Source organism: Brevundimonas sp. Root1423 (assembly GCF_001426805.1).
In genome coordinates this window covers 286,436-298,904 of sequence record NZ_LMFL01000012.1, presented here as the reverse complement: position 1 = coordinate 298,904, position 12,469 = coordinate 286,436, and the positions used below count along the sequence as shown (strand labels likewise).

Annotated in this window: 12 protein-coding genes and 2 pseudogenes; 5 read left to right on the top strand and 9 right to left on the bottom strand. The window is 69.5% G+C overall.

Going from position 1 to position 12,469, the window contains the following annotated elements; translation table 11 throughout:
* Positions 1-51 precede the first annotated feature (51 nt).
* Positions 52-490, bottom strand: a pseudogene (locus ASD25_RS08720) (DUF3576 domain-containing protein).
* A gap of 336 nt (positions 491-826) precedes the next feature.
* On the opposite strand from ASD25_RS08720, the gene ASD25_RS08715 reads away from it, so the two are divergent.
* A complete protein-coding gene (locus ASD25_RS08715; RefSeq protein WP_056616339.1) occupies positions 827-1,219 on the top strand; it encodes an NtrZ family periplasmic regulatory protein in 393 nt (130 codons plus the stop codon).
* Positions 1,220-1,225: 6 nt separating this feature from the next.
* Here the strand turns inward: ASD25_RS08715 and ASD25_RS08710 are convergent, their stop codons facing one another.
* Entirely contained in the window at positions 1,226-1,858 is a 633-nt protein-coding gene (locus ASD25_RS08710; RefSeq protein WP_082572294.1) for a thiamine phosphate synthase, read from the bottom strand.
* Between ASD25_RS08710 and ASD25_RS08705 the strand changes: the two genes are divergently transcribed.
* Together ASD25_RS08705 and ASD25_RS08700 are read left to right on the top strand one after the other, a co-directional pair.
* Positions 1,857-2,573, top strand: coding sequence for a YggS family pyridoxal phosphate-dependent enzyme (locus tag ASD25_RS08705; RefSeq protein ID WP_056616337.1), 717 nt, complete (start codon positions 1,857-1,859; stop codon positions 2,571-2,573). The genes ASD25_RS08710 and ASD25_RS08705 overlap by 2 nt on opposite strands.
* A 62-nt stretch (positions 2,574-2,635) precedes the next feature.
* Positions 2,636-3,322 carry a response regulator transcription factor gene (locus tag ASD25_RS08700; protein WP_056616334.1) on the top strand — a complete coding sequence of 229 codons (687 nt, stop codon included), beginning with the start codon at positions 2,636-2,638 and terminating at the stop codon, positions 3,320-3,322.
* On the opposite strand, the gene ASD25_RS08695 is transcribed toward ASD25_RS08700, so the two are convergent.
* Positions 3,323-4,159, bottom strand: a complete 837-nt coding sequence (locus tag ASD25_RS08695; RefSeq protein WP_056616331.1) for a hypothetical protein — start codon at positions 4,157-4,159, stop codon at positions 3,323-3,325. It lies immediately after the preceding gene.
* A gap of 61 nt (positions 4,160-4,220) precedes the next feature.
* On the opposite strand from ASD25_RS08695, the gene ASD25_RS08690 reads away from it, so the two are divergent.
* Positions 4,221-5,624, top strand: coding sequence for an SLC13 family permease (locus tag ASD25_RS08690; RefSeq protein ID WP_056616327.1), 1,404 nt, complete (start codon positions 4,221-4,223; stop codon positions 5,622-5,624).
* Here the strand turns inward: ASD25_RS08690 and ASD25_RS08685 are convergent.
* The 4 genes and pseudogenes from ASD25_RS08685 to ASD25_RS08670 all read right to left on the bottom strand — a co-directional run bounded on the left by ASD25_RS08685 (position 5,621) and on the right by ASD25_RS08670 (position 10,103).
* On the bottom strand, positions 5,621-6,415 hold the full coding sequence (locus ASD25_RS08685; protein WP_056616323.1) for an exodeoxyribonuclease III: 795 nt from the start codon (positions 6,413-6,415) through the stop codon (positions 5,621-5,623). The genes ASD25_RS08690 and ASD25_RS08685 overlap by 4 nt on opposite strands.
* A 414-nt stretch (positions 6,416-6,829) precedes the next feature.
* Positions 6,830-7,462 (bottom strand): outer membrane lipoprotein carrier protein LolA, encoded by a 633-nt coding sequence (locus ASD25_RS08680; protein WP_056617134.1) that lies wholly within the window; start codon positions 7,460-7,462, stop codon positions 6,830-6,832.
* A 136-nt stretch (positions 7,463-7,598) separates the two neighbouring features.
* Positions 7,599-7,778 (bottom strand): hypothetical protein, encoded by a 180-nt coding sequence (locus tag ASD25_RS08675; RefSeq protein ID WP_056616319.1) that lies wholly within the window; start codon positions 7,776-7,778, stop codon positions 7,599-7,601.
* Positions 7,779-7,806: 28 nt separating this feature from the next.
* Positions 7,807-10,103, bottom strand: a pseudogene (locus tag ASD25_RS08670) (DNA translocase FtsK 4TM domain-containing protein).
* A gap of 210 nt (positions 10,104-10,313) precedes the next feature.
* Between ASD25_RS08670 and ASD25_RS08665 the strand changes: the two are divergent.
* Positions 10,314-11,567 (top strand): UbiH/UbiF/VisC/COQ6 family ubiquinone biosynthesis hydroxylase, encoded by a 1,254-nt coding sequence (locus tag ASD25_RS08665; protein ID WP_056616315.1) that lies wholly within the window; start codon positions 10,314-10,316, stop codon positions 11,565-11,567.
* On the opposite strand, the gene ASD25_RS08660 is transcribed toward ASD25_RS08665, so the two are convergent.
* Together ASD25_RS08660 and ASD25_RS08655 are read right to left on the bottom strand one after the other, a co-directional pair.
* On the bottom strand, positions 11,564-11,758 hold the full coding sequence (locus ASD25_RS08660) for a Trm112 family protein (protein ID WP_056616312.1): 195 nt from the start codon (positions 11,756-11,758) through the stop codon (positions 11,564-11,566). The genes ASD25_RS08665 and ASD25_RS08660 overlap by 4 nt on opposite strands.
* 49 nt (positions 11,759-11,807) lie before the next feature.
* On the bottom strand, positions 11,808-12,467 hold the full coding sequence (locus tag ASD25_RS08655) for an LON peptidase substrate-binding domain-containing protein (protein WP_056616310.1): 660 nt from the start codon (positions 12,465-12,467) through the stop codon (positions 11,808-11,810).
* Positions 12,468-12,469: the final 2 nt, after the last annotated feature.

Genomic DNA, 12,469 nt, shown 5'->3' with positions numbered 1-12,469 from the left:
GGGTCGCTCCTGAAGGCGGGGCCAGAAGGAGGCGGTGGGTATCGGGGAGGGTTAGCCGGCGTTCTGGAGGTTGAGCTGGCGCGCCTTGGTCAGGATGGCGTTTTCCAGATCGGTCTCGGTCTGGGCCGCGACGCGGGCCCCGACCCAGGCGCCTGTGGCGTCGCGGACTTCCTTGGTCACCGTCACGTTCAGCGCATCGGCGCGAAGGCGGGTGTCTAGGATGAAGACCGTGGCCTTGACAGTCGTAGTTGATGACGCCGCCCCAGGGATCGGCGTTGGCCAGGGGCATGAAGGCCATGGTGTCGAGGGTGGCGCGCCACAGGAAGGCGTTGACGCCAATGCCGGTCTGGGCTGCAGCGGCGGCCTTGGTCGCGCTGTCCATGCCGAAGACGTCGCCAACGGTGGGCCCGAACGGACGGTCGGACGAGCAGCCGCTCAGCAGAACGCCCGAGGCGAGGAGGGCGAACATCGCACCGCGAACCAGCACCATCGAGAAACTCCATTCGATCGAAACGTGCGGCGGACCGGTTCCACCCACGCGCTGGCCTGCCCGAACAGGGGTCGCAGCCGAAGCGAGGCTCTATAACACGGCGAAAAGGGGCGATGACAAGGCGAAGACGTGTCGGGAGCTGAAGGATATGTCCCGCATTGGGGCATTCCCGCGTCACGGGAACCCCGGAGTCGTGACGCTCGCGCCACAGGAGTCCCCAGAGTCGCGCGGAACCACCGTACAGCTACGCCGTTTCGTTGACCGGGCTGACCAGCGGTGTCTACTTGCTGGCAAGAGATCGCGACGGGATCCCCGTCGTGGCGTGAAGGGCAGGACATGCGCAGCAAAAGCGCCGTCATAGCTGGACTGGCCGCGGGCCTTACGCTCGTGGCCGCAGCCGACGCCGCGTCGGCCCAGGCCGCCGCCCGCAGCCGCGCGCCCGCCGTTTCGCTGAACGAAGCCCAGTCCGCCCGCGCGGCCACCGGCACCTCGCGCCTGCGCTTCACCGAGCGCGGCCGCTGGGGTCTGGACCTGAACCTCAGCCAGCCCGAGACCCGCGACCGCGGCGTTGGCGATGTCGAGGCCGGCGCCTACTACCGCGTCAACCCGCGCCTCCGCGTCGGCGCCGCGGCCGGTCTGGCCGAGACCGACACCGATCCCGCCACCGGGCCGCAGACCGAACGCCGCTCGGCCCCGCGCTTCCGGCTGGAATCGATCTTCCGGTTCTGAGGCCGGTCAGGCGCTGAACGCCGCCTGGATCGCCGACACCCCCGCAATGCCACAAGCGCCCGAGCCGATGAGGCTGCGGGCGTTTTTCGCATCGACCCCGCCGAGGGCGTAGACGGGGCAGGCCGCTGACTCCGCCAGCGCGCTGAACCGGTCCAGGCCCAGCGGCGGCGTGGCTCCGGACGGGCCGCCCGCCGGGAAGACCGGCGACAGGACCCGGGCGTGAACGCCGGGCGCGTCGAGCGCGGAGCCGGCGTGGGCCGCGCCGGTGATCAACCACTGCGGCTGCGCCTTCGACAGCTCGCGGGCCTGATCCAGCGCACGTTCAGGCAGATGCACCCCGTCCGCGCCGACGGCGTCGGCCAGATCGGCGTCGAGACCGATCAGCAGCCGGACGCCGCGCCCGGCCGTGATCTCCCGCAGACGCAAGGCGGTCCCTCGGGCGTCCGGCTGACCGAAATGGCGGAACACCACGGCCGCCCCCGCCGGCAAACGGGCGGCCGTATCCCACGGCCGGGGCGTGCGTTGGGGGTCGGTGAAAAACAACAGGGGGGGAAGGGCGGACGCCCCGCTGACTTTGGCGGCGTCGCGTGCGAGGACACAGGCGACCTCCCACAGGATTTCGGCATCCGAGCGGTTCATGGCCTCCTCATCCCCCGATCCAGCCGATGCGTCCAGCGTGGCCCGCCGTCTCGGAACGGTGCGAGCCCGGATGGCGCAGGCCTGCCGCGCCGCCGGGCGCGCGCCGGACAGCGTCGTGCTGACAGCCGTGACAAAGACCCAGCCCCCCGAGGCGATCGACGCCATACTGGCGGCGGGCCAGCGGGTGTTCGGCGAGAACCGGGTGCAGGAGGCGCAGGGACGCTGGACCGACCACCGCGCCCTTGTTCCCGACCTCGAGCTGAGGCTGATCGGACCGCTGCAGACCAACAAGGCTGGCGACGCGGTCGCCCTCTTTGACGTCATCGAGACGCTGGACCGCCTGAAACTGGGCGACGCCTTGGCTGCGGCGGGCGGCAAGGCGGGGAAATCTGTACGGGTGCTGGTGCAGGTCAACACCGGGGCCGAACCGCAGAAGGCTGGCGTCCTGCCCGAAGACGCTGACGCCTTGATCGCCCATGCCCGGTCGTCGGGGCTCATGGTCGAGGGTCTGATGTGCATTCCGCCCGCCGACGAGGCCCCGGAAAGACATTTCGATCTGCTGGGTCAGATCGCCCGCCGCAACGGGCTGAAGGTGCTGTCGATGGGGATGAGCGGCGACTACGAGGCCGCAATCGGCCTGGGCGCGACCCATGTCCGCGTCGGATCGGCGCTATTCGGGGAACGAAACACCCTCCAAACGGCCTCTATCGACTGAAAACCGCTCCGCTTGGGCTCCTGCCCTTGGCGGAACGGGCAACGCTCGCCATTCTGGTAGTCATGCCCACGCCCAAAACCATCCTGATCATCGACGACGACGACGACCTGCGCGAGGCCTTGGCCGAACAGCTGGCGCTGCACGAGGCCTTCCGCCCGGTGCAGGCCTCGACCGCCGCCGAAGGCGTGCGGATGGGGCGCGAGGTGCGGGCCGACCTGATCCTCCTGGACGTCGACCTGCCCGACATGGACGGGCGCGAGGCCTGCCGCCTGCTGCGCAAGGACGGCGTCTCGACCCCGATTATCATGCTGACCGGCCAGTCGTCGGATTCCGACACCGTGCTGGGGCTGGAGTCCGGGGCCAATGACTATGTCACCAAGCCCTTCCGCTTCGCCGTCCTGCTGGCCCGCATCCGGGCCCATCTGCGGAGCCACGAACAGTCGGAAGACGCCGTCTTCCGCATCGGTCCCTATGAGTTCCGGCCCGCCGCCAAGGTCCTGGTCGACGACAAGGCGCGCAAGGTGCGGCTGACCGAGAAGGAAACCAACATCCTCAAATATCTCTATCGCGCCGGGGCCAAGGCCGTGTCGCGCGAGGAGCTGCTGACCGAGGTCTGGGGCTACAACGCCGGGGTCACGACCCACACGCTGGAAACCCACATCTACCGCCTGCGCCAGAAGATCGAGCCCGAGCCCGGTCAGGCCCGCCTGCTGTTGACCGACGCGGGCGGGTACCGGCTGCAACCGTGATCAGCCGGGCCGCCATTCGCTGAGGCTGGCCCCCGCCGCATTCTCAAAGGCGACCTTGTCCACGGCGGCCCCTATAACGCAGGCCGGGGGCTCGTCCGATCGTATGACGCGGCAGCGGATCACCCGGCCATCCGCCCAGGCCGTCAGCCGGCCCTCGATGACCAGACGATAACCATCCCCAGGGGCCACCGCGGGCGCTCCGGCCTCGCCACGCACCAGGTGTGTAAAGTCGTCCGTGCCCGCCCGCCCCAGTCTGGATCCGTCTTTCGCCCGCAGCATGGCCAACCCTGCCCGAGGCTCGGCCTTCACAGTCCGCGCGTCCATCATGGGGAGGCCGGGCGCAGGGCACCGCTCGCTCTTCATCCACGGGAACGGGATCCACACCCCTTCCACGCCGTCGAAACCGGGAGGCGCGGGGCCTGTGGGATCGCCCTCGCTCCAGTCCGCGGGGGAGAGCGAAAGTCGCAAATTCCCTCCGCCAGCCGGCCGGAACCAGCGCGCCACGCCGTCGCCGTCAGTATCCACGTCCGGCGGGGGCGGGTCTTCGCCATGACAGCCAAAGGCGAACCGCAATCTGAATTGGCGCCCGTCGATGCCGGATGGCCCGCGCCGGGCGACGCCGCCGGCCGCATCCGATGCAGCGGCGGCGACGGCGTCCAGCAACTCCGCGCGGCCCAGAACGGAGGGAGAAGACTGCGGTTTCGGATCGGCGGGCGCTGCGATTTCGGGATCAGGGCTGGCGATTTCCGCCGGCTCGGGCCGTTGGCATGCTGCGAGGTTGATCGAGGCGGCGATCGCGGCCCCGGAGAAGATCATGTGGGCCGTCTTTCGCGTCATGGAACCGTCCCCTCCTTCGATCCGCTACCCCTGACCTAGCGCATCGGGGCGGGGAGGGTTCATGTCGTTCGACCAGATCGCCGCCCTCGCCGTCCTCGTCGCCGTCGTCGCGGCCCTGATCCACGGCAAGCTGCGGGCGGATGTGGTGGCCCTGACGGGCGCCGCCGTGCTGCTGATGCTGGGCGTGGTGAGGCCCGTCGAGGTGCAGGGCGCCTTCGCCAGTCCGGCGGTCATCGCCCTGGCCGGCCTGTTCGTCATCGCCTATGCGGTCGAACTGTCGGGCCTGCTGGCCTTTCTGATACGGCAGGCGACGCGCCTGACCCAGAGGCTCGGCGCACGGGGCATCTGGCTCGTGATCGGCCTGTGTGGCTCGGTCGGGGGCTTTCTCAACAACACGCCGGTGGTCGTCCTGGCCGCGCCGGTGGTGCGGGATATGGCGCTGTCCCTGAACCACTCGCCCAAACGCTATCTGATGCCGCTGAGCTACATCGTCGTCATGGGCGGCTTGCTGACCCTGATCGGCACCTCGACCAACCTGCTGGTCAATGACATGGCGCGGAACGCGGGCCAGCCGGTTTTCGGTCTGTTCGACATCACCGGCGTCGGCCTGATCATCGGCCTGACGGGCGCGGCCTGGCTCTACCTCGTCGGGGCCCGGCAGCTGGACGGGGTGGCCCGTCTGGAAGAGGCCGACATGGCGCGGGCGCAGGCGGAACAGGCGAAACGCGCACAGTCCGCGGATCGCCCCGCGGCCCGCCGGCGCTGGTTCGGCCTGCCCCTGATCGGTGAGGCCCGCAGCCAGCCGGACGGGTCCGGCGATGCGGTTCTGGGGGATGTCGACCTCTATGAGAAAGGCAAGGAACGGCCGCTGGAGCCGAGGCGGGCGGTACTCTCGATCTGCGTATTCGTGGCGGTGATCCTTGTCGCCGCGGCCGGCCTCGCGCCCATCGCCGCCAGCGCCTTCGCCGGCGCGGTGGTGCTGATCCTGCTCAAGGTCATCAGCGCGGATGAGGCCTATGCCGGCTTGCGGCCGGAAATCCTGTTGCTGATCGCCGGCATGGTGGTGGTCGGCACGGCCATCGAAGTCACGGGGCTGGCGGAGGCAGGGGCCGCCTCGCTGATCGGGGTGGTCGAGCCCCTGGGTCCGATGGGCGCCCTGATCATCTTCTACGGCGTCACCCTGTTCGCGACGGAGCTCCTTTCGAACGCGACGGTGGCGGTGCTGATCACGCCGATCGCGGTGGCGCTCGCTGATGCGCTGGGCGTCGATGCGCGGCCGTTCCTTGTGGCGGTCATGATGGCGGCCTCGGCGGCCTTCGCCACGCCGTTCGGCTACCAGACCAATGTGCTGGTCTTCCAGATGGCAGGCTACAGCTACATGGATTTCGTGCGGGTCGGGGTGCCGCTGAACCTGATCACATGGGCGGCGGCCATGGTCGCCATCCCGATCTTCTTCCCCTTCTAGACGTTCAGATCGACCGTTACGGGGGCGTGATCGCTAGGCTGGGTCCATTCGCGGACCGTGTCGTGGATGCGGGCCGTGCCGGGCGCGACCGCCGGCGTCAGGCCGGGCGAGGTCCAGATGTGGTCGAGGCGCAGGCCGCGGTTTGACTTGCGGAAGTCGGCGGCGCGGTAGCTCCACCAGCTGGCCAGCTTCTGCGGTTCGGGGATCTGGTCGCGCACCACGTCGGCGAAACCGCCGGCCGCCTGGAGCCGGCGCAGGGTCTCGACCTCAAGCGGCGTGTGGCTGACGATCTTCGACATGTAGCGGTGGTTCCAGACGTCGTTCTCGCCCGGCGCGATGTTGAAATCGCCGGCCAGCACCAGCGGCCGCTGTTTGTCACGCTCCGCCATCTCGGCGGTCAGGCGCTCGTAGAAGTCCATCTTGTGATCGAATTTCGGGTTCACGGCCCGGTCGGCGACGTCGCCGCCGGCGGGGATGTAGAAATTCTGGATCTCCACATCGTCGACCATCACGCCGACGCAGCGGGCGTGGCGTTCACGGCAGACGTCGAGCGCGGGGGCCCCGGTGATCGGCTTGCGACTGGCGATGGCCACGCCGTGCCATCCCTTCTGACCGCCGATCTTCAGGTGCGGCATGCCCATGGCCTCGAAGGCCGCGCGGGGGAACTGGTCCTCGAGGCATTTGATCTCCTGCAGGCACAGGACGTCCGTCCCGCTCTCCTCGACGAAGCGGGCGACCTGATCGATGCGCAGGCGGACGGAGTTGATGTTCCAGGTGGCGATGCGAAGCATGGAGGGGGTCTAGCATCTTTGATCCGGGATCGCTGATCCCCTTGCTGTCGTCATTCCGGGCAAGCCGCGCTTGCGGCGCGACCCGGAACCCAACGGCGCGGGAGAGCGCGAAACTGTCGGGAGCACCGCCCGCCGGAATCCTGCATCAACCAGCAGTGTTTCGCCGCCGTCGCGGCGCCGCTGGGTTCCGGGTCTCCGCTGCGCTTCGCCCGGAATGACGAAGGTGGAGAGTCGCTGCGCCGCATCGCCGCGGCCGCCAAACAAAAAAGCGCCCGATCGGGGGATCGGGCGCTGGAAGGTTCGTCTCTCGCCGCCGGGAAGGGGATGAAATCCGTAGCGGTCAGGCCGGCTCCCGCCGACCTGTTGCGAAAGTGCCACGGAGGGCGAAAAAAGTCAACTCGCCAAAAGCGCGAATCATCCGCGACGCGGACGGCGGGTCGGGTCGCTGAGCTGGAACAGGCTGGCGGCGAGGCCGGAGGCCGGCTGCAGCGTCGTCAGCTGGGTGCGGGTGCGGCCGCCCTGGGCGTCGGTGATGGTCCATTCGTGCAGCCGCAGGGGCGACCCGGCGAAGGACAGGATGACCGAACCGTCGTTGGGACGGCGGTTGTCACGGGCGGTGATGGCGAAGGCGCCCGAGGCCATCCGGGTCACGCGGTCGATGCGCACGCCCTGGTCCAGGCGCACGGTGCGGGCGAGGAAGGTCGACAGGGGCGTGGAGCCCAGCGGCACCTGACGGAAGACGTTCAGGCGCGGGTCGTAGCGTTTGACGTTCGAACCGTCCGAGACGACCAGCAGGCCGGCCGGGCTGGTGTATTCGAAGCGCATCTTGCCGGGGCGCTGGATCCAGAACCGGCCCTCGCGGCGCTGGGTGCCCGAGGTCTCGACGAAATTGCCCTGGGCCGAGGTCAGGTTCTGCAGATAGGCCTGGGCCTGGGCCACGACGGCGCGATCTTCCGCCGACAGCGCGCTCTGTGCGGCGGCGGGCAGGGCGGCAAGGGCCGCGATGGCGGTGGTTCCGAAGGCGAACGCGCGGCGTGAGACGGTCATAAGGGTCTTCTCCCGTTCGGGATGGTTATCGATCATGCCGGGATACGGCCTTTGAAAGGCGGGGGCATGGCCCGAGCCTGACCATATTCCGGCGCTGCGATGAAGCCCTGTTCAGGCTCGGGGTTCCCTGCGGACCTCAGTTCGTCGCGGGAACGGGCGGTGGCGAGGGGGGCGCGATCACCTCGATATCGACGGCGTCGTCGGTGTAGCTCGCGTTCGCGTCAGCGAACCTGACCACCGCCCGGACCGCCAGCGCGGTCAGGACAAGTGCGATCAGGACAATGGCGGCCAGCCGCCAGGGACGTTTGCGATTCATTGGACAGCTTTCTTGCCGCGCGCGCGGACTACATAGGCGGCGGGCCGGCGAGGATGTCGCGCTTGCCGGCGTGGTTAGGGAGGCGGCGCGGTTGTAGCCGATCTGGAGGCGGCGCTGGATGTAGCTGGTCGAGGCCTTGCGGTCGCGGGTGACCACGGCCACGGCGCGGTCGTACAGGTCGTCCCCCGACCCGCCGCCGCCCTCGTCGTCAAAGGCGCCGTCGCCGTCGCCGTCCGGATCGTCGGTGATCAGGTCGAGGTAGTCGGGCTCGGCCTGCGAGCGCAGGTGTTTGCAGACCTCGTCGACCTCCTGATCTGTGACGAACGGGCCGTGCAGGCGGGTGATGCGGCCGCCGCCGGCCATGTAGAGCATGTCGCCCTGACCCAGCAGCTGCTCGCCGCCCTGTTCGCCCAGGATGGTGCGGCTGTCGATCTTGGAGGTGACCTGGAAGGAGATCCGGGTCGGGAAGTTCGCCTTGATGGTTCCGGTGATGACGTCGACCGACGGGCGCTGGGTGGCCATGATCAGGTGGATGCCGGCGGCGCGGGCCATCTGGGCCAGACGCTGGACGGCGCCCTCGACGTCCTTGCCCGCGACCAGCATCAGGTCGGCCATCTCGTCCATGACGACGACGAGGAAGGGCATGGGTTCGGGGCGGATCTTCTCGGATTCGTAGACCGGGCGGCCCTGCTCGTCGAAGCCGGTCTGGACGGTGCGTTCGAAATGCTCGCCCTTGGCCACGGCCTCGCGGGCGCGCTCATTGTAGGAAGCGATGTTGCGCACGCCGAGCTTGGACATGCGGCGGTAGCGGTCCTCCATCTCGCGCACGGTCCATTTCAGCGCGACGACGGCCTTCTTGGGATCGGTGACGACGGGGGCCAGCAGGTGCGGGATGCCGTCATAGACGCTGAGCTCCAGCATCTTGGGGTCGATCATGATGAAGCGGCACTCGGCGGGCGTCAGCCGGTACAGGATCGACAGGATCATGGCGTTGACGCCGACCGACTTGCCCGAGCCGGTGGTGCCGGCGATCAGCAGGTGGGGCATGCGCGCCAGATCGGCGACATAGGGCTCGCCGCCGATGGTTTCGCCCAGGGCGAGCGGCAGCAGATGAGCCGGCTTGTCGTACTCAGTCGAGGCCAGCAGGTCGCGCAGATAGACGGTCTCGCGCTTCGTATTGGGCAGTTCGATGCCGATGGCGTTGCGGCCGGGCACGACCGAGATGCGGCAGGCGCGGGCCGACATGGAGCGGGCGATGTCGTCGCTGAGGGCCACGACGCGGCCGTGCTTTACGCCGGGGGCCGGCGGGCGGATCTGGTCGATGACGCCGCGCACGCCGAATTCCTGCAGCACGCCTTCCAGCATCTTGGCGTTCTGCTTCAGCGCCTCCTCGTCGACCGAGGCGACGCGTTTGGCGGGCTTGGTCAGCATGCCCAGCGGCGGCAGGTCGAAGCCGCCCGAGGGACGGGCGAAGTCGAAGGCGGCCTGGCTGTCGTCGAGTTCGCGCTTCGAGGCCTTGGGGGCCTTGGCGGCGGCGACCTTGGGCTCGGGCGCGCCGCGGGCGGGGACGGGGGCGTCCCACGGCGGGGCTTCGTCCACGTCGAGGCTGACGGGGGCGTAGTCGTCGGGTTCGGGGGCCGGGCGCGGACGGGGCGGCGCCTTCACAGCGGCGACGCGTCGGGCCTTGGCGGGAAGCTCCGGCGGCGCACGGCGGCTGCCGGCCCAGTGGAAGGCGTCGCCGACGTCCGAGGTCCTCAGGCCGATGGCGTAGCCGATCGCCCACAGGGCCATGGGGAAGAAGATGACGCCGGCGATGATCGGGGCGCCGGGAATGCGCAGGGCCGAGCAGGCCATCCGGATCAGACCGACGATGGCGTCGCCCCACAGGCCGCCGAGGTTGGCGGCCAGCGGCCAGGCGGCGGGCGCGGCGAGCGCCGAGAGGGCGGCGGAGAGGGCGAGGACCCCGCCCGCGGCCGACAGGGCCTTGAGCGTCGTGGGCTTGAGCCGCTGCTGGATGACGTCGCCGATGGCGGAGGCGAGGCCGAAAGCGATCAGCAGCACAGCAGCCGGGAAGGCGGCCATGCCCAGCGACTGCATGAACAGGTCGGCGAACAGGGCGCCGTTCAGGCCCAGCCAGTTGGTCGGGGCCAGATTGGAGGCGGCGTTCAGGCTGGGATCAGCCGGATTCCACGAGATCAGGGCCGCCAGCAGAAGCGCCGCCAGCAGGGCCTGGAGCACGCCGCGGAATTTGATCGCGATGGGCGCGCCCCACAGGATGCGGGCGCCGAACCAGGCGCGCTGGCCGATGGCGAGGGCGGCGGACATGGCGGGGACGAAACTCCGGACGGTCGAACTGACCGGGGAGTGTCGCCTGCGCAGGGTTAAGAGGCTGTTTACCCAAGGGGCGGGGATGAGGGATGAGGGAAGAAAATGGACGCCGCTCAAATATCGATTCATCCCTGCTCCCTCATCCCTCATCCCTCATCCCACTTTGCCGCACTGGACCTTTGAGCCCGCCAGCGCGACAACCACGGCATGAGCACGCCCGACCGACATGACGTCATCATCGCCGGCGCCGGCATGGCCGGGGCGACATTTGCGCTGGCGGCGGCGCAGGGCGGGCTGAAGGTCGTGCTGGTCGATCCGCAGCCGTTTTCGCTGCAGCTGGCGCCGACGTTCGACGGACGGTCGACGGCGATCGCCTTCTCGACCTTCCGCATGCTGGACGCGCTGGGGGTGGGTGCGGCCTTGCGGCCGCACGCCTGCCGAATGGACCGAATTCTGGTGACGGACGGCCGTCGGCCGGGCGCGGCGTCGCGGCCCGCCGGCTCGGCCTTCCTGCGCTTCGACGCCGACGAGATCGGCGACCGCACCGACGGCGAGCCGCTCGGGTACATGGTCGAGAACCGGCGGATACGGGCGGCCTTGGCCGAGGCGGTCACGGCCGGCGGGATCGAGGTGCGGGCGCCGGCGGCGGTCGCAAAGGTCGAGGCCGGGCCGGGGCGGACGGTGGTGACGCTGGCGGATGGAACGTCGCTGGAGGCGCCGCTGGTCGTGGGCGCCGAGGGCCGGGGCTCACTTGTGAGACAAAGCGCCGGGATCGATACTGTCGGCTGGGGCTATGGCCAGAGCGGGGTCGTGGCGACCGTGTCTCTGGGCCGGGACCACGGCAATGTGGCGCATGAGTATTTCCTGCCTGCGGGTCCGTTCGCCATCCTGCCGCTGACGGAGCGACGGGCCAGTCTGGTCTGGACCGAGACGACGCGGCGGGCCGATGCGCTGAAAGCGTGTTCGGACGCCGCCTTCCAGTCGCATCTGATGCGGCGGTTCGGGGACTTCCTCGAGGATGTGACGGTGGTCGGGCCGCGCTTCGTCTATCCATTGTCGCTGCAGCTGGCCGAGGCGCTGACGGGTCCGCGCGCCGCCCTGATCGGCGACGCCGCCCATGCGGTGCATCCGGTGGCGGGTCAGGGGCTGAACATGGGGCTGAAGGACGCCGCCGCCCTGGCCGAGGTGCTGGTTGAGGCCATGCGGCTGGGCGAGGACATCGGCTCGGATACGGTGCTGGACCGCTACGCACGCTGGCGGCGGTTCGACAATACGGCGCTGGCGGCGGGCTTCGACGGCTTCGTGCGGCTGTTCTCGAACGACGCGCCGCCGGTGCGGCTGGCGCGGGGACTGGGCATAGCTGCGGTGAACCGGATCGCGCCCTTGCGCCGCGCTTTCATGCATGAGGCAGGCGGGGCGACGGGGGATCTGCCGCGGCTGCTGAGGGGCGAAGCGGTCTAGTCCAACGCCCGCGCCTCTTCGGGCAGCATGATCGGCACGCCGTCGCGGATCTGATAGGCGAGCTTGGCGCCCTTCGACACCAGTTCCTGACGCTCGCGGTCATAGGTCAGCTTGCCGCGCGTGACGGGGCAGATCAGCACCTCCAGCAGGCGGGGATCGACCGAGGCGGGGGTGTGGAAGGTGTCGGACATCGAAGCTTTCTAGAGGTCGCTCGCGGGCGGCGCTACTCGGGTGCGACCATCACTGCATCTGCGGCGTGTCGCCCTCGCCGTCGCTGGCGGCGTCGATGGTCAGCAGGGCGGTCAGGACGTCCGACCGGTCGGTGAGGCTGACGGCTTCCAGCAGGGCCTGTTTCTCGGGCGGCTCGAACGGCAGGGCCATGGACAGGCTGTTGATCAGGGCCTCGGGCGGCGCGGTCTCGGCGGTGTCCCAGTCGATGTCGAGGCCGCGCGTCTCCAGATAGGCGCGCAGGGCGTCCAGCAGGCCGTCGCGATCAACGCCGATGTCGTCTTCCGGAGGGGCGCTGAGGTCGCTTTCGAACGGCGCGAAGTCGGCGCGGATCTGGCGGTAGGGCGTCTGGGCCGGCAGTTCGCTGGCCAGACGGAAGCGGGCGCAGCCGGTCAGGGTGATCAGATAGCGGCCGTCCGAGGTCTCGGCGAAACTGGTGATCCGCCCCGCGCAGCCGACCGGCGACAGGTTCGGCAGGCGGACCGAGCCGGCCTGCGGCTGAAGCATGCCGATGATGCGGTCGCCGGCCATCGCATCGTCGATCATGTTGAGGTAGCGCGGCTCGAAGATGTTGAGCGGCAGCTGGCCGCGCGGCAGCAGGATGGCGCCCGGCAGGGGGAACACAGGGATCACCTGCGGCAGGTCTGCGGCCTTCACATATCCCTGCGCCACCC